Origin of the sequence: Pseudomonas sp. BP11-1-1 (genome assembly GCF_052112105.1) — a bacterium.
Classification (GTDB): domain Bacteria; phylum Pseudomonadota; class Gammaproteobacteria; order Pseudomonadales; family Pseudomonadaceae; genus Aquipseudomonas; species Aquipseudomonas alvandae.
In genome coordinates, this window is record NZ_JAUTYU010000001.1 from 462847 (window position 1) to 485257 (window position 22411).

General features: G+C 61.2%; 15 protein-coding genes. 8 read left to right on the forward strand and 7 right to left on the reverse strand.

What is annotated here, in order from left to right; genetic code table 11:
* Positions 1–9 precede the first annotated feature (9 nt).
* The 5 genes from Q7C33_RS02055 to Q7C33_RS02075 all read left to right on the forward strand — a co-directional run bounded on the left by Q7C33_RS02055 (position 10) and on the right by Q7C33_RS02075 (position 6469).
* Entirely contained in the window at positions 10–1146 is a 1137-nt protein-coding gene (locus Q7C33_RS02055; protein ID WP_217861307.1) for a mannuronate-specific alginate lyase, read from the forward strand.
* A 220-nt stretch (positions 1147–1366) separates the two neighbouring features.
* Positions 1367–2932 carry an MBOAT family O-acyltransferase gene (locus tag Q7C33_RS02060; protein ID WP_407682754.1) on the forward strand — a complete coding sequence of 522 codons (1566 nt, stop codon included), beginning with the start codon at positions 1367–1369 and terminating at the stop codon, positions 2930–2932.
* An 11-nt stretch (positions 2933–2943) separates the two neighbouring features.
* Positions 2944–4119 (forward strand): alginate O-acetyltransferase, encoded by a 1176-nt coding sequence (locus Q7C33_RS02065; RefSeq protein ID WP_030139656.1) that lies wholly within the window; start codon positions 2944–2946, stop codon positions 4117–4119.
* A gap of 14 nt (positions 4120–4133) precedes the next feature.
* Positions 4134–4799, forward strand: a complete 666-nt coding sequence (locus tag Q7C33_RS02070; RefSeq protein ID WP_030139657.1) for an alginate O-acetyltransferase AlgF — start codon at positions 4134–4136, stop codon at positions 4797–4799.
* 218 nt (positions 4800–5017) lie between these two features.
* Positions 5018–6469 carry a mannose-1-phosphate guanylyltransferase/mannose-6-phosphate isomerase gene (locus Q7C33_RS02075; protein WP_198796593.1) on the forward strand — a complete coding sequence of 484 codons (1452 nt, stop codon included), beginning with the start codon at positions 5018–5020 and terminating at the stop codon, positions 6467–6469.
* A 143-nt stretch (positions 6470–6612) separates the two neighbouring features.
* Here Q7C33_RS02075 and Q7C33_RS02080 read toward each other — a convergent pair whose 3' ends face one another.
* Positions 6613–9435 (reverse strand): RHS repeat-associated core domain-containing protein, encoded by a 2823-nt coding sequence (locus tag Q7C33_RS02080; RefSeq protein ID WP_407682755.1) that lies wholly within the window; start codon positions 9433–9435, stop codon positions 6613–6615.
* 161 nt (positions 9436–9596) lie between these two features.
* Between Q7C33_RS02080 and Q7C33_RS02085 the strand changes: the two genes are divergently transcribed.
* Positions 9597–10061: a multidrug transporter gene (locus Q7C33_RS02085; RefSeq protein WP_407682756.1), complete on the forward strand. Its 465-nt coding sequence runs from the start codon at positions 9597–9599 to the stop codon at positions 10059–10061.
* A 34-nt stretch (positions 10062–10095) separates the two neighbouring features.
* On the forward strand, positions 10096–10920 hold the full coding sequence (locus Q7C33_RS02090; RefSeq protein WP_407682757.1) for an SDR family oxidoreductase: 825 nt from the start codon (positions 10096–10098) through the stop codon (positions 10918–10920).
* Positions 10921–10947: 27 nt separating this feature from the next.
* Here the strand turns inward: Q7C33_RS02090 and Q7C33_RS02095 are convergent, their stop codons facing one another.
* From Q7C33_RS02095 to Q7C33_RS02115, 5 genes are all read right to left on the reverse strand, one after another.
* On the reverse strand, positions 10948–15912 hold the full coding sequence (locus tag Q7C33_RS02095) for a dermonecrotic toxin domain-containing protein (RefSeq protein ID WP_407682758.1): 4965 nt from the start codon (positions 15910–15912) through the stop codon (positions 10948–10950).
* An 83-nt stretch (positions 15913–15995) separates the two neighbouring features.
* A complete protein-coding gene (locus tag Q7C33_RS02100; protein WP_407682759.1) occupies positions 15996–16859 on the reverse strand; it encodes an efflux RND transporter periplasmic adaptor subunit in 864 nt (287 codons plus the stop codon).
* Positions 16860–16869: 10 nt separating this feature from the next.
* A complete protein-coding gene (locus Q7C33_RS02105) occupies positions 16870–17070 on the reverse strand; it encodes a DUF1656 domain-containing protein (protein ID WP_003205331.1) in 201 nt (66 codons plus the stop codon).
* Complete coding sequence (locus tag Q7C33_RS02110) at positions 17060–19240, reverse strand: FUSC family protein (RefSeq protein WP_442095321.1); 2181 nt, start codon at positions 19238–19240, stop codon at positions 17060–17062. Before Q7C33_RS02110 ends, Q7C33_RS02105 begins: the two co-directional genes overlap by 11 nt.
* Positions 19241–19250: 10 nt before the next feature.
* Positions 19251–20816, reverse strand: a complete 1566-nt coding sequence (locus tag Q7C33_RS02115; protein WP_407682760.1) for an efflux transporter outer membrane subunit — start codon at positions 20814–20816, stop codon at positions 19251–19253.
* Positions 20817–21141: 325 nt separating this feature from the next.
* Between Q7C33_RS02115 and Q7C33_RS02120 the strand changes: the two genes are divergently transcribed.
* Positions 21142–22110 carry a LysR family transcriptional regulator gene (locus Q7C33_RS02120; protein WP_030139667.1) on the forward strand — a complete coding sequence of 323 codons (969 nt, stop codon included), beginning with the start codon at positions 21142–21144 and terminating at the stop codon, positions 22108–22110.
* 27 nt (positions 22111–22137) lie between these two features.
* Here Q7C33_RS02120 and Q7C33_RS02125 read toward each other — a convergent pair whose 3' ends face one another.
* Positions 22138–22395 (reverse strand): hypothetical protein, encoded by a 258-nt coding sequence (locus Q7C33_RS02125; protein WP_030139668.1) that lies wholly within the window; start codon positions 22393–22395, stop codon positions 22138–22140.
* Between the last annotated feature and the right edge of the window lie 16 nt (positions 22396–22411).

A 22411-nucleotide genomic window follows, 5' to 3' on the forward strand; every position in this document is an offset into this window, starting at 1 on the left:
TCTCGTCTCATGACCAGAACCATGCGCACCCGAACGTTGAAAACGCTGTTGGCGCCGTCGCTGCTGACCCTGGCGATGTTCGCCGGGGCCACGCAGGCCGCGGCGCCACTGCGCCCGCCACAGGGCTACTTCGCACCGATTGAAAAGGTCAAGGAAGGCGACGGCGGCAAGGGCTGCGAAGCCGTGCCGACGCCGTACACCGGCTCGTTGCAGTTTCGCAGCAAGTACGAAGGCTCCGACAAGGCTCGCGCCACGCTGAACGTGCAATCGGAAAAAGCCTTCCGTGACAGCACCGCCGACATCACCAAGATCGAGCGCGGCATCAGCAAGCAAGTCATGCAGTTCATGCGCGACGGTCGCCCCGAGCAACTGGAATGCACCCTGAACTGGCTGACCGCCTGGGCCAAGGCCGATGCATTGATGTCCAAGGACTTCAACCACACCGGCAAGTCCATGCGCAAATGGGCGCTGGGCAGCATGGCTTCGGCCTATGTCCGCCTGAAGTTCTCCGAGTCGCGTCCGCTGGCCAATCATCAGGACCAGGCGCAACTGATCGAAGGCTGGTTCAGCAAGATGGCCGACCAGGTGGTCAGCGATTGGGACAACCTGCCGCTGGACAAGACCAACAACCACTCGTACTGGGCCGCCTGGTCGGTAATGGCCACGTCCGTGGCGACCAACCGTCGCGACCTGTTCGACTGGGCCGTCAAGGAATACAAGGTCGGCGTCAACCAGGTCGATGCCGAGGGCTACCTGCCCAACGAGCTCAAGCGCAAGCAACGCGCCCTGTCCTACCACAACTATGCCCTGCCGCCGCTGGCCATGATCGCCAGCTTCGCCCAGGTCAATGGCGTGGACCTGCGCCAGGAAAACAACGGCGCCCTCAAGCGACTGGGTGACCGGGTGCTGGCCGGGGTGAAAGACCCGGACATCTTCGAAGAGAAGAATGGCGAAGAACAGGACATGAAGGATCTGAAGATCGATTCGAAATTCGCCTGGCTCGAACCGTTCTGCAGCCTCTACACCTGCTCCGAAGACGTGCTTGAACGCAAACACGAAATGCAGCCGTTCAAGACTTTCCGCCTCGGCGGCGACTTGACCCGGGTGTACGACCCTTCGCGGGAGAAAGGCGAGAAAGGAAGCTGACACCGTTCTCCCTGCCTGAAAGGGAACCCTGTGGGAGCGAGCTTGCTCGCGATGACGGCGGCACATGCCACTGCGATGCAAGCTGATCCACTGCTATCGCGAGCAAGCTCGCTCCCACAAGGGAAAGTGGTCTGTTTCAAATGCAATGCCCCCCGGTTTTCATGGGGGGGTTTGGGGGGGCTCTGGCCCTTGACTGTTGATTCAACAAGGAGAGATCGGGATGGTATTTTCATCCAATGTGTTCCTGTTCCTGTTCTTGCCGATCTTTCTCGGCTTGTACTACCTGAGCGGGCAACGCTATCGCAACCTGCTGCTGCTGATCGCCAGCTATGTGTTCTATGCCTGGTGGCGGGTGGACTTCCTGGCCCTGTTCGCCGGCGTCACCCTGTGGAACTACTGGATCGGCCTGAAAGTCGGTGCCGCCGGCGTGCGCACCAAACCGGCCCAGCGTTGGCTGCTGCTCGGCGTGGGCGTGGACTTGGCCATCCTGGGCTATTTCAAATACGCCAACTTCGGCGTGGACAGCCTCAACGCAATCATCACCAGCTTCGGGCTCAACCCGTTCATCCTGACCCACGTGCTGCTGCCGATCGGGATCTCGTTCTACATCTTCGAGTCCATCAGCTACATCATCGACGTGTATCGCGGTGATACGCCGGCGACCCGCAACCTGATCGACTTCGCGGCGTTCGTGGCGATCTTCCCGCACCTGATCGCCGGCCCCGTGCTGCGTTTCCGCGACCTGGCCGACCAGTTCAACAACCGCACCCACACGCTGGACAAATTCTCCGAAGGCTGCACGCGCTTCATGCAGGGCTTCATCAAGAAGGTGTTCATCGCCGACACCCTGGCGGTGGTGGCCGACCATTGCTTCGCCCTGCAGAACCCGACCACCGGCGACGCCTGGCTCGGCGCCCTGGCCTATACCGCGCAGCTGTACTTCGACTTCTCCGGCTACAGCGACATGGCCATCGGCCTGGGCCTGATGATGGGTTTCCGCTTCATGGAAAACTTCAAGCAGCCCTACATCAGCCAATCGATCACCGAGTTCTGGCGCCGCTGGCACATCAGCCTGTCGACCTGGCTGCGTGACTACCTCTACATCACCCTGGGCGGTAACCGCAAAGGCACGCTGATGACTTATCGCAACCTGTTCCTGACCATGCTGCTCGGTGGTCTGTGGCACGGCGCGAACATCACCTACGTGATCTGGGGTGCGTGGCACGGCATGTGGCTGGCCATCGAAAAAGCGGTGGGCATCAACACCACGCCACGCAGCATCAACCCGATCCGCTGGGCGCTGACCTTCCTGCTGGTGGTGATGGGCTGGGTGATCTTCCGTGCCGAGAACCTGCACGTGGCCGGCCGCATGTACAGCGCAATGTTCAGCTTCGGCGACTGGTCGCTGTCGGAACTGACCCGCGCCAACCTCACCGGCCTGCAGATCGCCACGCTGGTGGTGGCCTACGTCACCCTCGCCTTCTTCGGCCTGCGCGACTTCTACACCAACCGTCCGCCAGCCAAGACCAAGCCTGAGGTGAACACCGAAGCCAACGGCCCAGCCACCGCGCAACCGGGGATGATCAAGGCAGTACCGGGCGACAACCCGTCGACCATCCACGAACCTGGCTACACCGTCGGCGTCGAGGCCCAGGTGCAACCGGCCTACTGGACCGTGGACTGGTCGCGCTACGTGATGCGCGCCCTGGTATTGCTGTTGTTCATCGCCTCGATTCTCAAACTGTCGGCGCAAAGCTTTTCGCCGTTCCTTTACTTCCAGTTCTGAGGGATCCGGACATGACCCGCTCATTACGCATCTTCTACGTCGTGCTGTTCATGCTGATTTTGACAGCACTGGGTATTTGGTCGATGCGCAGCTTCTTCGGCTTCAGCACCAATCCCGATGCGACCGTGCTCAACGGTCGCTGGGCCAAGGCCGTGGAAACGCACTACGACGACGAGTTTCCGATCAAGCGCCTGGGCACCAACATCTGGGCGGCGCTGGACTACAAGCTGTTCAACGAAGGCCGCAAAGGCGTGGTCCTGGGCCGCGACCAGTGGCTGTACAGCGACGAAGAGTTCAACCCGATCGTCAACGAAGACCAGAACCTGCAAGGCAACTACGCGCTGATCGAAGGCGTGCGCCAGAAGCTCAAGGAACAAGGCATCACCCTGGTCATGGCGATCGTGCCGGCCAAGGCGCGCCTGTATCCCGAGCACCTGGGTGAAGTGAAGCCGTCGAGCATTCACGCCAACCTGTACCAGGATTTCCATGCCCGCGTGGCCACGGACAAGATCCTTGCCCCTGACCTGCTCGGCCCGCTGCAACAGGCCAAGCAGAGCGGCCAGCAAGTGTTCCTGCGCACCGACACCCACTGGACGCCTGAAGGCGCACAAATTGCTGCGGAACATCTGGCCAAGGCCATTGCCGAACGCACACCACTGAATGGCGAACCACAGCGTTTCGTCACCGAGCCTGCGGAGAAAATCATCCACAAGGGCGACCTGCGTCAGTTCCTGCCGCTCGATCCCCTGTTCGAAAACCTGATGCCGGCCCAGGAACCATTGGTCAAGCGCAACACCCGCGAAGCCGATGACCAGCCGGCCAGCGATGACGCGCTGTTCGCCGATGCCCAGGTGCCCGTGGCCCTGATCGGTACCAGCTACAGCGCCAACCCCAACTGGAACTTCGTCGGTGCGCTCAAGCAAGCCCTGCACAGCGACGTCGTGAACTACGCCGAAGACGGCCACGGCCCGATTCTGCCAATGCTCAGCTACCTCAAGAGCGACGCCTTCAAGAACAGCCCGCCACAGGTGCTGATCTGGGAGTTTCCTGAACGTTATCTGCCCGTGAACAACGAGATCGGCGACGCCGATCCGCAGTGGGTCGCCGAGCTCAAGCAAGCCGGCGCCCGCCAACAGAACGTAGCTGCTAACACACAATCCGAGACGCCCGATCGGGCGCAAAACTGAAAGAGAGGTCCACCATGACTTTCAACACTACTCCTCGCCGTCTCGCTGCTCGCTCCTTCAAGGCCGTTGCCCTGGTCGCCAGCATGAGCGCCCTTTCCTTGTCCGCCTTCGCCGGTGACTCGGCTCTGTACGGCCCGGTCGCGCCAAAAGGTTCCAGCTTCGTGCGGATCTACAACGCCAGCAACGCCGAAGTCAGCGCCACCGTCGGCAGCACCAACATCAGCGACGTGGCCCCGTTGGCCAGCAGCGACTTCAGCTTCATGCCTGGCGGCGACTACAGCGCCAAGGTGGGCAGCCAGACCGTACCGGTTAAACTGGCCTCCGATCACTATTACACCCTGGTCAACAACGCCAGCGGCCAGCCACAACTGATCGAAGAACCACCGTTCAAGAACAAGCAGAAATCTCTGGTACGCGTACAGAACCTCACCGACAAGGCGCTGACCCTCAAGACGGCCGACGGCAAGACCGAAGTGGTACCGAACGTAGCGGCCAAGGGTCGTGGCGAGCGTGAAATCAACCCGGTGAAAGTGTCCCTGGCCCTGTTCGAAGGCGACAAGAAAGTCGGCGATCTGAAACCAGTGGCCCTGGAGCGCGGCGAAGCGGCCGTGCTGTACGTGACTGGTTCGGGCAGCAGCCTGTCGCCAGTGTGGGTCAAGCGCCCGGTTTCCACCCGCTGATGAATTCACCTGATTGACGTTGTACCCCTGTGGGAGCGGGCTTGCTCGCGAATACGGTCTCACATTCAACATTGATGTTGGCTGAACCACCGCTTTTCGCGAGCAAGCCCGCTCCCACCCTGAATCGGGGTGTCAGTCGGGTACGGAACAAAAACAAGAGAGTGAAACGACAGAACGCAGTAGCTCTAAAACCATTTCGCTTCAAAGGAGTAACAAACATGATTCCGGTGATCTTGTCAGGTGGTAGTGGCTCACGTCTTTGGCCGCTTTCGCGCAAGCAATTCCCTAAACAGTTCCTGGCCCTGACCGGTGAACACACCCTGTTCCAACAGACCCTCGAGCGCCTGGTGTTCGAAGGCATGGACACGCCGATCGTAGTCTGCAACAAAGAGCACCGCTTCATCGTCAACGAGCAGCTGTCCGCCCGGAACCTGGAAGCCCAGCGCATCCTGATGGAACCGTTCGGTCGCAACACTGCGCCGGCGGTGGCCCTGACCGCGATGATGCTCGTCAACGAAGGCCGCGACGAACTGATGCTGGTACTGCCAGCCGACCACGTCATCGAAGACCAGAAAGCCCTGCAACGCGCATTGGCCCTGGCCACCGTGGCGGCCGAGCGTGGCGAAATGGTGCTGTTCGGCGTACCGGCCACCAAGCCGGAAACCGGCTACGGCTACATCAAGTCGACCAACGACGCCCTGCTGCCTGAAGGCGTGAGCCGCGTATCGCACTTCGTCGAGAAACCCGACGTCAAGCGCGCCACCGAGTTCGTCGAAGCCGGCGGTTACTTCTGGAACAGCGGCATGTTCCTGTTCCGCGCCAGCCGCTTCCTCGAAGAGCTGAAAAAGCACGATCCGGACATCTACGACACCTGCCTGCTGACCCTGGAGCGCAGCGAGCAGACCAACGACACCATCACTTTCGACGAAGCCACTTTCGCCTGCTGCCCGGACAACTCCATCGACTACGCCGTGATGGAAAAAACCCAGCGCGCCTGCGTGGTGCCGCTGTCGGCCGGCTGGAGCGACGTCGGTTGCTGGGCATCGCTGTGGGAAGTCAACGCCAAGGACACCAACGGCAACGTCACCAAGGGCGACGTGGTGATCCAGGACAGCCGCAACTGCATGATCCACGGCAACGGCAAGCTGGTGTCGGTGATCGGCCTGGACAACATCGTCGTGGTCGAGACCAAGGACGCCATGATGATCGCCCACAAGGACAAGGTCCAAGGCGTCAAGCAACTGGTCAACACCCTCAACGCCCAAGGCCGCACCGAAACCCAGAACCACTGCGAGGTCTATCGTCCGTGGGGCTCCTATGACTCGGTGGACATGGGCGGTCGTTTCCAGGTCAAGCACATCTCGGTCAAGCCGGGCGCGTGCCTGTCGCTGCAAATGCACCACCACCGCGCCGAACACTGGATCGTGGTCAGCGGCACCGCCGAAGTGACCTGCGACGAGAACGTGTTCCTGCTCACTGAAAACCAGTCGACCTACATCCCGATCGCGTCGGTCCACCGCCTGCGCAACCCGGGCAAGATCCCGCTGGAAATCATCGAAGTGCAGTCCGGTAGCTACCTGGGCGAAGACGACATCGAGCGCTTCGAAGATATCTACGGTCGTTCCACCCCGCTCGAGCGCGGCGTGTCGGTGAAGACCATCGCCCAATAAGCGTCAGTAACGATCAGCCGTACAAGAAGCCCCCATCCAGCCCACTGCGTCCCCTATCCGCAGCGGGTTGGGTGGGGGCTTTTTTTCATGAATCCAACAGCCTTACTGATGCGTCTATACACTCGAAAATCAGCTTTCGGCTATCAACGGTTAGCCACCAGTACCTGTTTGGATTGCACTTTTCGAACGCGTGTCTTCGAATAAACACTGACTGACGCGTTCGAGCGATTAAACAAGGATGGTTTTTTATCCGGCGAATACTGATTGATCGCAGCCGTGCCCTGCGTGCTCTGTTGAAAAATGCTCCAGACGCCATCCTCTCGGTTGAATCTCATAAAAGCGAAGGCGGTAGTGACTTCCTCCTGTTGGCCTTCGGAATTCAAGATATAACCGTAATCCTTGTACTCCATTGCCGCACTGAGTCCTAGACCATGGTCGATAACAGCCAGGTCGTTGTATTCGACGTCTTCCTTTCCTCCTTGCACATGCCGGACCCGCAGAACATTGTCGTTGAGCTGATCAACAGTCAACGAACAACCACTGAATCCAGGAGTGAAGACATGATCCGCGTCCCGCCGACCGGGATTTACGGGAATGTCGACAAAGCCCCCCTGCGGCGCCCAATAGGCTAATACTGCGTTGTTTCCTTGAGGAATATCCGTGGGACTTCTCAAAACCCTCAAGGCGTTGAAAACTCCACTAGCCGCCCCGCCGTAACTAAATTTTTCCATTGTAAACAGCAGCTTACCTCCGCCTTGCAGGTTAATGAACTCGGGAGGGAGTGCACGGACATCACTTAATAGAAACGTGCTGACTTCCACTTCCTTGAGTTCAGTTTCGCTAAGCGCGCTGTGGATACTGGTCGGTTTTGCGACCGCCGGCAGATTCCGCATATATGTTCCGACATCAGCCCGCTTGGCCCCAGAAATGTTGCGTTCAGCACCTATTGCAATGACCGGTTGGTGTAATCCATTGGAACGTTTTTTCGTAGTTATGGAGCCATTATCGTCAATGAAAGACATTGGATTGTTTCTGACCATCCGGTAAATATTCAAACCATCCACCGTCCCCGCCGGGTCCGGATTCACCCAGCGCTGCAACCACGGGGCGTAATACCGAAACCCATAGTAATAAAGCCCCGTCGCATCCCGCTCCTTGCCCGAGTAGCGCACTGTCTTGTAACCCACTTCGATTACGTCATTTCCAGTCAGATAGGCCGTTTCGCCGAAGGGATAGAAATGCTCCCGGCTGATGATCCGCCCGTCCTCGGCCAGCTCCAGGCCAACCGAACCCAGATGATCGGTAACGCTGAATCGGTAAGCGTCGTTTTCTCCGGTCGGCGGCGTGCTTTCCCAATGCAATACCCGAACATCGCTGAGCCCGCCCTGGGCGACGATCACCTGCAGCGCCTCGCCCGTTCCGCTGTCGACACGCAGTTCCAGCCCCGGCAGATAACGCACCTCGGCGGTCAGGGTACGGGTGCCGGTTTGCAAGGTGCGAAGCTTGCGCGCCCGTTGCCCGCCGCCGTCGTAGATATAAACCTCGCTATCATCAAGCCCCGATGTCCGTTTGATGGGTGTGACCGAACCCATCTGGTTACGCAGGTCCCAGGCCAGGAATCGACCCGCGTCCAGCGCCAGGCAGTTACCCCGCGCGTCGAAGGCGGCAGCGATTTCCTCCTCGGTGGGCGGCACTCCGTCGCGGTAAGGCAGGCAGCGATTGCTGTAGCGCGCCGCTTGGATTTGTCGACCATGGCTTTGCGCACCGAAGTGAACCAGCTCCAACAGGTTACCGCCCTCGTCATAGCGGTAGGTCTGTCGATAATTGCCCACCGCCGCGGGATCGTTGCGCCCCACCGAATCGGGGCCTTGGCTGACCGGTCTGGCCTCCCAGCCAGTGGCTTCGATCAATTGGTAGAGGCTGTCGTAGACAAAACGACTGAGCGGATCGATGCGTTGGTTGGCGAAGTAACGGACCGGCAGGGCATGGTCCTCGATGCTCAATACGTTGCCCATCGGGTCGTAGTCGTAAAGCAAGTGGTGCAGCACGTCGCCGGCGCGCATGGCCTGGTGTTCCATCAATCGCCCGTCTTCGGGTCGGTACTTGAGCGTGGTCTGCAGGCCGTTCCCGGCTATTTCCTGTTCAATCTGCGCCTGGGCGCTATAGCGAATATCGCTCACCAGCACCTGCCAATCGTCTTGCCCCTTCAACAGCAATTGGCTGCCGGACAGCCGGCCATCGAGCGTAAGGTCTTGTCGTTGTCGATTGCCCCTGGCGTCGATCCGCTCCAGCACATCGCCTAACGGCCCAAAGCGCCACGTCGAAACGGCGCCGTCGCCCGGCTCCAGCAAGTGTTCGCGATCGGCCTCGGATTCCGGCCAATCGGGCAACGCCACATCGAAGATGAAACGGCGATCCTGCGTAAGGTTTTGTCCGGTCAAGGCAAAGGACGACAGCAACAACGTACCCGCCGTATCGTCGTGGCGGATCAATCGCCCGTACTGGTTGTGATCCTGATCGCCTTGGCCCGAATAGCCATAGGTCAAGCGCTCGGTGCACCGCCGCGACTCCCCTGCGCCCTGTTCAAAAACTGCGATGGGGCGCAGCAAGGCATCGTATAGGTGATCCCGCCGCGTCCCTCGGCCATCCCAGCCACGTATATTTTCGCCGGCGAGACTTGGCAGAATGGTTTGTGTACCCGCATCGACGCTGACCGTGTGCAGCTCAGCCCCGGACAACGAATAAATCGCCGAAAGGTTGGCGGGCGTCGATTCGTCACTTTCCTGCAAGGCCCACAACCGCGGGTCCCACTGCTTGGTCGCGCGCCCCGCCATGTCAAAGAGGCTTCGATTTGTGCGCCGCTGCGCGAGGCCATCTTCAAGGTTTCGGCAATAGTCGATCGAGCGGACCGCCAAGCTACGCGGATCAAAGGCGATCAATCCAGGAGTTCTATGGTCCATGCCCATCGGTAAGCCTTTTGCGTGGGGGTCACTTGCCTATGTAATAAGCGGAAGACGCAATTGCCTACTGTCATAGATGACAGTCACGACGGACGGTGCTGGGCGCATGAATATCCATCGCCCGCGCCCTTCGGTAGGATGTGGCAACCGGAACGGAGGTTTCGAACATGCTTATCGGCGTCGTGCTGGTCATCACCTGGCTCATCCTGCTGTTGCGCTACCCGGCCAAGGCCTTGCCGGTTTCCCTTGCGGCCTTCGTCGGGCTGGGCCTGGTGGCGGCGTGGGTGCTCTGGGAAGAAAGCCGCGAGACCCGACAACTGGCCCGCCTGGACCTGCAGATTGCCTACGCCCCCGAACATTGCCCTGCTGATCGGCCGTTGCGCCTGAAAATCCGCAATGGCAACGACGCTCCGTTGACGGAGCTGCGCTGGCGCATCGCAGCTTACGCGCCCGGCGATAGCATCAACCTGGCCGACAATCTCTACAGTTCACCGCGTTATCGCGGCCCGGGCGACTTGCAGCCCGGTGCCGACTGGCAGGACTGCTTGCCAATCCCGCCGCTGCGTCCTGGCTATCGTCCGCAAACCCTGGAGTTTCGCGCCGAGCGAATGCAAGGTAGCTTCGCCAACTGATCTTCCTCTCACCTGCTTGCACAAGGAACGCGCCATGCCCGTTGCGTTGATTACCGGATGTTCCAGCGGCATCGGCCGCGCCCTCGCCGACGCCTTCAAGGCCGCCGGCTACCAGGTCTGGGCCAGCGCACGAAAACCCGAGGACGTGGCGCAACTCAACGCCGCCGGGTTCACCGCCGTGCAACTGGACGTTAACGACGGCCCGGCGCTGGAACAGCTGGGCGAACGAATCAACCAGCAACACGGCGGCCTCGACGTGCTGGTCAACAACGCCGGTTACGGCGCCATGGGCCCGCTGCTGGATGGCGGCGTGCCGGCCATGCAGCGCCAGTTCGAAACCAACGTGTTCGCCATCGTCGGCGTGACCCGCGCACTCTTTCCTGTGCTGCGCCGGGCCAAGGGATTGGTGGTCAATATCGGCAGCGTATCCGGTGTGCTGGTCACGCCATTTGCCGGCGCCTACTGCGCCTCCAAGGCAGCCGTGCATGCCCTGAGCGACGCATTGCGCATGGAACTGGCGCCGTTCGGCATCCGCGTCATGGAGGTGCAGCCCGGCGCCATTGCCTCCAGTTTCGCCAAGAATGCCGGCCATGAAGCCGAGCAGTTGATCAGCGAACAATCGCCCTGGTGGCCCCTGCGCGATGGCATCCGAGCCCGCGCCAAGGCATCCCAGGACAACCCGACCCCTACCCGCGAGTTCGCCGCCGCGTTGCTCAAGGCCATTCAGCAACCCAAGCCACCCCGCCTGCTGCGCCTGGGCAATGGCAGTCGCGCATTGCCGTTGATGGCAACCTGGCTTCCTGCCGGTTTGCTACAGAAGGGGTTGATGAGGCGGTTTGGATTGAAGCGGCCGTTGTAGTCTGATAGCAGGCCGGCCCTCAAACGTTCAGATCAAGGGCCTGCGATCCCACCAGTTTGTCACCAACGTCTGGGTAGCCTGGGTTGAGGCCTGTATCGCTTCAATGGTCTGGATGTGTTTAATGATCAACCACGTCCGACGTACTTGTTCAGAATTGAGTTCAATGCCGTCAGTTCCCCAAGCGACCCCTTCTACCGGCTCCAGATGGGGCTGAGCCTGGGGGGGATGGGTCATTTTGTCGAGTAGTTCCTCCGGCCACTGGGATGTATTCAAAGTTCCCCTGAAAGCTATGTCATCCAGGCTTTCGGAGATCCCTTCCCATTTCCCCTCGAACGCGCGCCAAATGGGGGACATTTCGTTGAGGTAAGGCGCCCAGGAAAGCGTCTCAAACAGCGGGGCTCCCTCCGTCATGTCTTGTAATAGATACCCTGTAAAAAGCGCCTCGGTTGCGTGGGTATTTAATACCTGTCGGGTCCATCCTTCCTGAGCCCGTTGTACACGCGCCCAATTCACATAATGACGTTGAATGAATCGGGTGAAAGGAGCGTTGCTCCACAAGTCGATGCAAAAGTCAAAGAACAGGGAGATGTGCGTTTCCAATTCGGCCAATGTGAATGGCTGATGGCGCAAGCTGGCGCCCAGTCGCGAATACACACGCGACTGCAGTGCCATGAGTCGCTCGTCAAGATTAGCTATACGCGGACGCATCGCGTCCATACGCCCCTCTAGATTGAAAAGACGTCCGACGGCATCCTCGCCACTCCTCTGAAATCCGCTATTTTGCGCCTCTCCAAGTCGTGTGATTTCGTCACTGAGCCAGTCCAAAAATGCTGAAGCGGAGGGGTTTTCGCGCAGCTTTTCGAATTCCCTGCGCAACCCCGCATCCCGAGTCCAGGCATCGCGAGTATAGGCAAAACGAAAATTGGCCTCTCGCAGCCTGAATATCTGGCTCACTGGCAGCGGATTGTCATCCAGGTTGATGCCCAGCAATCTGCGGTTCCCCTCGTTTCGGGGCAACACGGACAGTATGGGATCGACATGGGTAATGGCATTGCCGAGTAACGTCAGGTAGAGCTGGCTCACGGGCGTGCGCTGGATCAATTCAATCAGTGCCGCCGGAATTTCCTTGAGTCGGGTGCGAGCCAGATTCACGAATTTCAGTCGAGGCAATCCCGACAGGCTCGTCAAACCGATCACACGATTGCCGCTCAGGTCCAGCGCGACCAGACGCTTCAGCTCCCCCAGGAACGCGCTGTTTTGCTCGTCCAATACCAACCTGCTATCACCCAGGCTCAGGTTTTCCAATTGCCTCAGGCCGCCGATTGCTTGCAGCAGTTCGGGGGCGAACGCCGGGTTGTTCTTCCATACCAAATGTTTAAGCCGCGGCAATCCGCCCAGCGCCTCGATAGCTCGGGCGCCGATTCGGCCCGGCACCAGCTCCGTGACACCCGATACGCCAGAAAGCTCCAACCACTCCAGCGTGGCATGGGGCGTGGGCCCCAGCAGGGAAGCGAATACTTCGTCATTGAACACAAGGGGGTTTTCGTCCAGGAAAAGGAACCGCAGCCGTGGCATGCCCGCAATGGCGGAGGGACAGCGCGTGAGGCGATTATGGACCAGCGACAATTCGACGAGCCTGGGAAAACGGCTCAAGAAGTCCGAAGGCACGTCACTGAGCGCCAGTCCCCGGAGCGTGAGCATTTCAATATGGCTGAAATCAGCCGTAAGAATCGGCAGTCGCCCTATCGGGCCGGCCGCCATTTCCAAACCGAGCACCGAGCTGCCCCCGGTGGTAAAGCGGGTTTCCCGACGCCAACCGCGGCGCAGCGCCCTGCCTAGCTTTCGACGAATCACCGACCTTTTCGCCGGATCGTCATACTCCACGGCATGGTGTTTGTCCGCAGCTTGCTCCCATACCTCCAAGCTTTCGTCGAGGGTTTTCCATTCGGCCTCTTTTTCATTGATCAGCAGGTCAAGGGGTCTGCCCGACCGAGCGCTGCGTTCCTGGAGTTCGGCCATCACCCGGACGCTGACGTCTGCGTGCGGATAGAGCGACTGAAGACGTGACTGTGGGGTTGCCCCGCGCCGCCAAAAGGCAACCCCTCGGCCACTCAACGGATAACCCGGCGTTTCGCCCACTCGCTCCGGAAAACGGACACTGGCAGGTTTCGATGCACGGATCCCCAATGCAGAGCGCAACTGGTCGCGACTTCCCAGGGCAATGTCCAACAGTTGTCCGCGCAGCTTGTCGTGTTCCCAAATGTCCAGGTCCAAGCGACGGCGTGCCGAGTCAGGCAAAGCCCGCAACAAGGCATCTTCCAGGTTCGTGGGTGGGCCGAGTTCGTTATTTGTCTCGTCAAAGGGCTCATAACGATCATCGCGGCGGCGAATGGTTTTCAACGGCCCGGTTCCACCCGCCTCCAGAGGACCGAAAGAACGCTCCTCAAGCAACAATTGCACCCGTACCGGCTCGTCCAGCCTCGCCAGCTCAAGGGCAAGCAGGCTCATGACCAAGCGGTCCCGATCGTTGCCCGAGACGCCAGCTTGCAAGGCTTCCAACGCCCGCGATACACGTAGCTCACGCAACGCCTCGACGGTTCTCTGCGCCAGGCTCTGCGGCACGCGGCCGGCGCGCAAGCCGCGTTGTTCTTCTATCGTCATGTCCGCCAGCAGAGCATCCGCCACGGGCTCCGGCAAGCTCGGAAAGTCTCGACACAACAGCGCCGCGTTCGGATGCTGCGCCGGGCGATTGGCGAAGTTCTCCACCAGGCGGTAGCCATTGTTCTCAAGGCTATCCGCCAACAGGTTGGCGAAACGTCGGTAGGTGACAGCAGGGCTTTCCCAGGGAGTCTCGGCGCCCAACAAAGCGCGCTGCTCTCGGGCATCGAACTGCAAGAGCAACCGCTCTTGCCATTGCCCACTGTGAAAGGCAGAAGCATCGAGGTGCAGCTCGGGGCCGACTCCCAATTCGAAGAAAGAGTTTTGTCCGTCCATGTAGCGGAACGCACGCCGGACCGGCCACCCCGGCAGCTCCGTCAGCAATTGCACCACGCCCCGGGGTACCTCCGGCAGGGGGTGATTGGCACGTAGCCGGGTCACTGCATCCGACACTTGCGCCCGAGCTGCAAGACGTCGGGCCATGTAGGGCAAGTGCACCGGCAGAGGCTCGCCATTCACGGCGAGATAGCGCAGCCGATCATCGCTGATTCCGATCAGTCGCTGGGCATCGTCAAGGCTTGTGTTCGCTAACGTTCGCAGTTGCGGGTCGATTTCCCGCAGCAGCCGTGCGCCTTGCATGCCCAAGGGATCCCGATGCACCCAACGCCACCCTGTTGAACGTTCCCATTCAAGGGCCGGTACAACACCACGGTAGTTCGGAGGCAATTTGAGGCGCAGATCGCGTCCGTCGCCGACGACCTCATAAAAAACGCCTTCCACGTCCACCCAGGCATCATCCGCAGCGCGCCAGACGCCGTATCGATCGGCGGTCGAATATTCAGGCGGCACGCGCAGGCTGGCGCTCGGCCGGGTGCGACCGTGCCAAAGCCGCTCACTGCCATCGTTCGTCACCACGGGGTTCATCTCGCCCAACAGATGATTGGCCCCGAAAGCGCCTACCGCAAACGTCGTGGCACTCATTGCGGCGCTGAACAGGTGTTGGATCGCCTCGAGCCTCTCCCCCAGGTTGAGCGCATGGACGCCTTCATAGACATCCAGAATGAATTGCCCCATTCCCAGGGCAACACCCGCCCAGGCCAGCGGCTCGACACCGGGCAGGAACATGCTGATGCCGCCAAGAAATTGCAGCCCTGCGCCCAGCCACATCCAGGTTTCTCCGATCAGTACACCGGCGTCGATATGAGCCACTGAACGGGCCTGGCTCGACGCGCTACTCAACACGACGCTACGCCATTCACGGTAGAGGCCCTGCCAGACATCTCCGCGCAGTTGATGAACCTCGACCAGCTTTTTCTCCCCTCTTTGCAGCAGTCCTACCAGCACCCGATCGCTCCAGTTTCTGTCAGGCAGCGGCAACAGTCGGGAAAAAAACGCTGCATATCGAAGGTCACCCAGGCGCATGACGAGATCAGCCTGAAAAGCTGCCGAACTGGCGTATTGCTTGAGGGGCGAGACAGGGTCGTCCGGAATATGGACCACGATCGGCACCCATTGCCCCACGATTTGCCGATCCCCCCAAAAGACCCGCACGCCAGGCAGGACGATGCGATGCTCCGCCCGCCAGCGTTCGCCCAGCTCAAGGCCGCTGGCGAACGCCGCGGGCAGCGGCTGAACCTTCACGGTGGCATCGAGCTGCACGCCAAAAGCCGCCAGGATGCGTTCACCCGTGACATCCAGCAACCCTTGCATGCGGGCTTGCAGGGCGTCGTGTCGCAGCTGCGTTTTCCGAAACTGGATGTAATCCGACGCGAAGGCAGGCAACGAGATTGCGTCATGGGAAAGCTGCGGAATCTGGCGTCGCAACTCGGCAGCGTAAGCGGCTCCGGTATCCAGGTCACGACACAAACCGGCGAAGTCGTTCATCTGCACGACAGACGCCTTGGCGCGGTCAGGATAAAGCTCGAATTGGCTGCCTCGGATGAAAGCCTGAGCCTCGGTGTCGGCACGGGGGAAATTGATCAGCGCGTGTTCCAGCAATGATCGCTCTTCAGGGAGATGTGGCTTGCACACCAGCGTAGCGGGACCGCCTCCAGGGACCGGATAAGTCGCGCAATCATCCCGAAAATGCCTGATCAGTCGAGAGCGCTCCAGGTCAATGCGCGTGCCGAAAAGGCGATCCATGTGGGCTTGTATACGAGACAGCGCAAAGTCGCGCAATGACGGGATAACCGCATTTGCCACATTGAAGCGATGCGCGGCCTCGGCCAAGTCCAAGGCGGCCTGTAGCAGCCTTGCCTGTTCGCTCTGGTTCGCATCCAGCAACCAACGGGGCAGTTGCTGGCGAATAAAGTGGTGGTGAGTCAGCTGGGTCATCGAGAGTTCCTTCAGTCGAGGACGCCAGCTTGAACGGGCCTGGGAGAGGCAAGGTGGTAAATATGTACTACATTCGAAGGGCCTCAGCGCCCAACGGGCGGCTCGACCACCACCGTACAGGTCATCCCCGCCGCCAGCAGCACGCCATCCGGCACCTCATCCAAATGAATGCGCACCGGCACCCGCTGGGCCAGGCGTACCCAGTTGAACGTCGGGTTCACGTCGGCGATCAACTCGCGGCTCTCGGGGTTGTCGCGGTCGTAGATCCCTCGGGAAATACTTTCCACATGGCCCTTGAGCACCTCACCGCTCATCAGTTGCAACTGCGCCGAATCGCCTACCCGCACCTTGGGCAACTTGGTTTCTTCGAAGAAGCCGTAGACCCAGAACGAATTCATGTCCACCACCGCCATTTTCGCCTCGCCGATGCGCGCGTAGTCGCCACGGTGCACGTTGAGGTTAGTGACGTAGCCGTCCACCGCCGCGCGAACCTCGGTGCGGGCCAGGTTCAGTTCGGCCGCCTCCAGTTGCGCCTGGGCCTGCTGGTAATCGGCCAGGGCCGAGTCGGCGATGTTGCTGGCGTCATCACGGTTTTCCCTTGAGATCACCAGGCTGTCCAGGTCGGCGCGTCGGTGGGCATTGACCTTGCGCATTTCCCAGGTGGCCTTGCGCGACGCCACCAGGGAGCGTGCCTGCTTCGCCGCGATGCGGTAATGCTCGGGGTCGATGCGCATCAGCAAGTCGCCCTTTTTCACCAACTGGTTGTCGCGCACCGGCACCTCGACCACCTCGCCGCTGACGTCGGCGGCGACATTGATGATGTCGGCCCGTATCCGGCCATCGCGGGTCCAGGGCGTGTTCATGTAATGCACCCACAGCGTACGGCCGATCCACAGTGCCAAGGCCAGCACCAGCAACGTCGCCAGCAGGCTGAAAAACTTTTTCATTGTGTCGATCTCAACGGTAGACCGTCAGCGCCAGCGCGCCGAACAGGCAGGTGAACAGACTCAGGCGCAGCAGCGCCGGGTGCCAGAAAAAACGGTACAGGTCCAACCCCGAGAGGAAACGGTCCAACGCCCAGGCCAGGCCGGCGGCGATGAAGAACATCAGGGTCATGGTGGGCATGTAGACGCCGTGGAAGGCGATTTCACGGGGCATGTTCAAGTTCCTGGGGAGGCGGCGTGGTGTAAGCCGCCAAGGGCGATTGCGGGTCAAGCAGCGAGGTGCGGATGAAGTGCAGGTAGCTTTTCACCCGACGCAGGGCCGAGGTATCGAAGTGCGGGGCGAAAGGCTCGTCAGTGGCCTGCACGCGGCCAATGGCGTGGTCCACCGCCACGAGTGCGCGCTCCAGATTGCTCTGGCTCGGTTGGCGGAACAGCCGCACCAGCGCGCGTCCCATCACTCGGATCGCCTGGCGCCATGGCTGGCTTTCGGCATAGGCCGGATGCACCGGCAGCGTCGCCTGCTCCTTGCGCAACTCGATGATCGCGTGGCCGATTTCCAGCACTACGAACATCCAGCGCAGCAAATTCCGTTGCACCCGGGGCTGCCCCGCCGCCAGCCCATAGGCCTGGTGCAGCAAGTCCCGGCTGCTGCTCTCGAAACCCGAGGCCAAGCCCTTGAGCTTGCCGCTGATGGCGAACACCACTTGTTCGCGCAGGTCCTGTTCGAGCCGGCGCCACATCCAGCGGCTGTTGGGCGGCAGGATGATCGCGCCAGCGGCGGCGCACACCAGCATGCCGAGGATCATTGCGATGTAATCGTTGATGAAGGTGTAGGGGTTGTAGACCGCCAGGTTGTCCGGCACGGAACCGGTGCTGAAAAAAATCAGCAGCCCCAACCCGACCCCGGCGTGCTGCGGTCGAGAACTGAGGAACGAACCCAGCATGATCACCGGCGCCAACATCACGCAGAGCAAGGGGAAACCGTCGATCAGGGGAAAGACGAAAAACATCTCGACGAAGCCAACCAGCGCCCCGAACAACGTGCCGCAGGCCATCTGGAACGCCATGCGCTTGGGGTTCGGCGTAGCCGCGGACAGCCCGACGGTGGCGGCGGCGATCATCGTCATGGTCGCGCCGCTCGGCCAGGCCGTGGCGACCCAATAGCTGCCCAGCACCAGCAGGATGAAGGCAGCGCGAAAACCGGAAGCGGCGGCAGCCAGGCCGTTGGTCTGCGACACGAACGGCTCATCCCAACGTTCCCGTTCATGGCGATGCTCGGCCAGGGAAGCGTGGGTCTGGGCGTAGCCATGCAGGTCTTCGACAAAGCGATACAGCAGCTCATAAGCGGTGTGGAAATCCAGTTGCTGCGCGTCACTGGGTTCCGTCATCTGGAATTGCGCACGCAAGCGGCGCACCTGGGCCGGCAAGTCGGCCTTGTAATCAGCCAACGCCGCTGCCAGCCGTGCCGCATCGGCATCGGTCAAGGCCCTTGCGCTGAAGCCATCCAGCAGTTCGGCCAGGGTCTGCAATCCGGGCTTGATGGCGCTCACCACCGAGTCCGCTGCGCCGGTGCGCAACCGTTCGAGCAATTGGTGCAAGGCATTGAAACGCGTGGTCAGGCTCATGAACTCGCTGTTCAAGCGACTGAGCCGACCGTTGCGCCGGCGCATGTGCGGGTCTTCGAACACGGTCACGCTGCGCAGGCCTTCGAGGCCCACTGCCTCGGCGATAAAACCAACATTACGCGCCTCGAACGCCTCGGGTTGGCTGCGCCCGCGCAAGCCATCGGTGACGAACAGCGCGAACACACCAAAGCGCTGGTAGAGCGCATTGCGCATGGCGGCACTGGCGGTTTGCGGCAGGATCGCGGCACTGACGGCGGTGGCACAGAGAATCCCCAGGGAAATTTCCAGCACCCGCCACACGGCCGCCATGAAGGCCCCTTCCGGATGGGCCAAGGCCGGCAGGCCGATCATCGCTGCGGTGTAGCCGGCCAGCACGAAACCATAGGCCCGGAAGTTGCGATAACGCGCCGCCCCCGCCGAGCAGATGCCGACCCAGATCGCCAGGCAGCCGAGGAACAGTTCGGTGTTCTGGGCGAACAAGGCGATCAACGCGACCATCACCGCCGAGCCGGCCAAGGTGCCGAGCAAGCGATAAAAACTCTTGGCGAAAACCTGGCCGCTCTGGGGTTGCATGACGATGAACACGGTGATCATCGCCGTGCGCGGCTGGGGCAATTCCAGGCGCATCGCCAGCCACAACGTCAGGAACGCGGCCAGCAAGACCTTGAAGATATAGACCCAGGTCACGCCATCGCTGCGGGCCCAGTCGAAGAAACCACGGCGCCATTCGAGGCGATGAAGCCAGAGTAAATAGGTCACGGGAGGATACTCAGCATCGTGGCGAGGGAGCTTGCTCCCGCTTGGGTGCGCAGCACCCACCTGAAGGGACTGCTGCGCAGTCCAGCGGGAGCAAGCTCCCTCGCCACGGGGCATGGCTCAAGTCAGCGGTATCGCTGCCCGCCTCCAGCCCGCCACCCAACGCCGTCACGAGATCGGCATGGGCACTCAGGCGCGCCGCTTCCACCTGTTGTTGCACCTGTTGTTGCTTGAACAACAGGCTCTGGGCGTTGAGCACATTGAGGTAGTCGGTGAGCCCGCGCTGGAACGCAACCATTGCTATGTCATAGGTGCGCTGGGCGGCGGCGACGGACTCGGCGGCGAAAACCTGTTGTTTGTCCATCGACTCGCGGCGGATCAACTGATCGGAAATGCTCTTGAGCGCGGTCACCAAAGTCTGGTTGTAATGGGCCACGGCGATGTCATAACCGGCGGCCGCCTCACCCAACTGTGAACGCAGGCGCCCGCCATCGAAGATCGGCAGCGAGATCGCCGGGCCGACGTTGTAGGTGAGTTTCTTGCCGGTCAGGAACTCCAGCGCCCCGCCGCCGGTGGCCATGTAGCCCAGGCTGCCCACCAGGTCGACGTTGGGATAGAAACCGGCCCGGGCGACATCGATGCCCCGGGCCTGGGCCGCCACCTGCCAACGTCCGGCCACGACATCCGGGCGCTGGCCGAGCAGTTCGGCGGGCAACGCGGACGGCAATTTCAACGGGGTTCCCAACGCCAGGGTGGGACGTTGCAGGCCCGCGCCGTCGCCCGGCCCCTTGCCCGCCAGCGCAGCCAATTGGTTGCGGCTCAAGGCAATCGCTTCATCAAGGGCGTCGAGTTGACGATGGGTTTCGGGCAGCGGCGCCTGGGCCTGGCTGACCTCGAAGTGGGTGCCGATGCCACCGTCCAGGCGCTTCTGCGCCAGTTCGAGAATCTGCTCCTGTTGACGGAGCGTCGCGGCAACGATATCGCGCTGGGCGTAGTGCAGCGAAAACTGGATATAGGCGCGCACGATGTTGTTCTGCAATTCCAGCTGCGCCTGCCGCGCCTCGGCAGCGCTGACATGGGCCAGGTCGACAGCCTGCTCGCTGGCGTTGCGCTCGCGGCCCCACAGGTCCAGGGCGTAGCTCAGGCCCAGGCCGGCGTTGTTGTCCCAGGTGGTGGTATTGGCCAACTCGCCCGGGCCGTAGAACTGATCGGTCGGCCAGTTGTGGCGCTTGAGGGTTGCCTCGCCATTGATCTGCAACGACTCGGCCGCCTCGGCGACACCGGCCATGGCCCTGGCCTGCCGCACCCGGGCAGTGGCCATGGCCAGGCTCGGGCTGTCTTGCACGGCCTGCTCGATCCAGCGATCGAGTTGCGGATCGCCATAGGCTTTCCACCACTGGCGGCTCGGCCAATGGGCGTCGCGGGCGGCCTCGCGAATCGCTTCGTCGGTTGCCAATTGGTTGGGCGACAATGCCTCGCCTTGCGGTGCAATCCCCCCCGTGCCGATGCAACCGCTGATGGTCAACGTCAAAACCCAAACACTGAGAGTCTTCAACTCTCTGCTGATGCAACGCGGCACTGGCGCTAAATTCCTGAAAAATAAAGGGCATGACGACGGTCTGCGGATGACGGCAAACCTGTGGGAGCGAGCTTGCTCGCGATGGCGTCCTGGCATTCACCTCACGTGTCGTCAGTGAAGGCCTCATCGCGAGCAAGCTCGCTCCCACAGGTCCTCTGAAGCCAGACCGATCCTGCAGTGGCAGCAATTCTAGGGACCGACCCCAACGGCGATAAGCCGACCTTTCTGCGAATCTTTGTTACCGTTAACGCGATAATCCATTAGTCGGGGTCCCGTAGCGCTGTAACTTCATGTCACAATTTGCCACCTTCCAAGAGAGCCCTCCATGGACACCTTGCAAAACATGCGCGCGTTCAGCTGTGTTGCCGAAGCCGGAAGCTTCACCGCTGCCGCCGCGCAGCTCGATACCACTACAGCCAATGTCTCGCGCGCGGTTTCCAACCTGGAAGCTCACCTGCAAACCCGCCTGCTCAACCGCACGACCCGGCGCATCGCCCTGACCGAGGCCGGCAAACGCTACCTGCTGCGTTGCGAACAGATCCTGGCGTATGTCGAAGAAGCGGAAGCCGAGGCCAGCGACGCCCACGCGCGCCCGGCCGGGCAGTTGAAGGTCCACACCATGACCGGCATCGGCCAGCACTTCGTCATCGACGCCATCGCCCGGTATCGCAAGACCCATCCGGACGTGACCTTCGACCTGACCCTGGCCAACCGCGTGCCGGACATCCTCGACGAGGGCTACGACGTTTCCATCGTGCTCGCCAGCGAATTGCCGGATTCGGGCTTCGTGTCCCAGCGCCTGGGGATCACCTACAGCATCGTCTGCGCATCGCCTGGCTATGTGAAAGCCAGCGGCTGCCCGCAGAAACCCAGCGACCTGCTCAACCACGCCTGCCTGCGCCTGGTCAGTCCGGTCATTCCGTTGGAGAAATGGGTGTTCGACGGCCCGGAAGGCCAGGAGATGGTCACCATCAACAGCTCACCGTTCCTGGTGAACTCCGCCGATGCGATGAAAACCGCGATCACCAGCGGCATGGGTGTGGGGGTGTTGCCGGTGTATGCCGCCATCGAAGGCTTGCGCAACGGCACGCTGGTGCGGGTCATGCCCAACTATCGCTCCCAGGAGCTGAACCTCTACGCCATCTACCCATCGCGCCAATACCTGGATGCGAAGATCAAGACGTGGGTCGAGTACCTGCGAGGCTCGTTGCCGGAAATCCTCGCGGCGCACCAGGCCGAACTGACGGCTTATGAATTGAGTGGAAGCCTGACCGGGGCACGGGTCGCGAACTGAATCCGCGACCGCGTACGGAGGACGATCTCAGCGCTTGCCCATCGAACGACGGGTACCGGGCGGCGCGGCACCCGGAGTCTTGGTGTGGCCGTTCTTGGCGCCGTTCTTGTACCAGGGCTGTTGCCCGGCACCTTTGGCCGCCGACAGTTCACCGGGCTTGAACGGGAACTTGAAGGCCGGGATCGCCGCCTTGCTGTCGTCGGCGTTGGCAACATCGCTGTCCGTCTGGCCAGACGATTCGCCGGGCAAGCGTTCGTCCGCGGGCGATGGTATTGGGGAAGTCATTTGAGTTATTCACTTG

Coding starts and splice junctions, on each gene's coding strand:
- Q7C33_RS02055 (WP_217861307.1), top strand. CDS start 10: ATGACCAGAACCATGCGCACCCGAACGTTGAAAACGCTGTTGGCGCCG.
- Q7C33_RS02060 (WP_407682754.1), top strand. CDS start 1,367: ATGGTATTTTCATCCAATGTGTTCCTGTTCCTGTTCTTGCCGATCTTT.
- Q7C33_RS02065 (WP_030139656.1), top strand. CDS start 2,944: ATGACCCGCTCATTACGCATCTTCTACGTCGTGCTGTTCATGCTGATT.
- Q7C33_RS02070 (WP_030139657.1), top strand. CDS start 4,134: ATGACTTTCAACACTACTCCTCGCCGTCTCGCTGCTCGCTCCTTCAAG.
- Q7C33_RS02075 (WP_198796593.1), top strand. CDS start 5,018: ATGATTCCGGTGATCTTGTCAGGTGGTAGTGGCTCACGTCTTTGGCCG.
- Q7C33_RS02080 (WP_407682755.1), bottom strand. CDS start 9,435: ATGGGCATGGACCATAGAACTCCTGGATTGATCGCCTTTGATCCGCGT.
- Q7C33_RS02085 (WP_407682756.1), top strand. CDS start 9,597: ATGCTTATCGGCGTCGTGCTGGTCATCACCTGGCTCATCCTGCTGTTG.
- Q7C33_RS02090 (WP_407682757.1), top strand. CDS start 10,096: ATGCCCGTTGCGTTGATTACCGGATGTTCCAGCGGCATCGGCCGCGCC.
- Q7C33_RS02095 (WP_407682758.1), bottom strand. CDS start 15,912: ATGACCCAGCTGACTCACCACCACTTTATTCGCCAGCAACTGCCCCGT.
- Q7C33_RS02100 (WP_407682759.1), bottom strand. CDS start 16,859: ATGAAAAAGTTTTTCAGCCTGCTGGCGACGTTGCTGGTGCTGGCCTTG.
- Q7C33_RS02105 (WP_003205331.1), bottom strand. CDS start 17,070: ATGCCCCGTGAAATCGCCTTCCACGGCGTCTACATGCCCACCATGACC.
- Q7C33_RS02120 (WP_030139667.1), top strand. CDS start 21,142: ATGGACACCTTGCAAAACATGCGCGCGTTCAGCTGTGTTGCCGAAGCC.
- Q7C33_RS02125 (WP_030139668.1), bottom strand. CDS start 22,395: ATGACTTCCCCAATACCATCGCCCGCGGACGAACGCTTGCCCGGCGAA.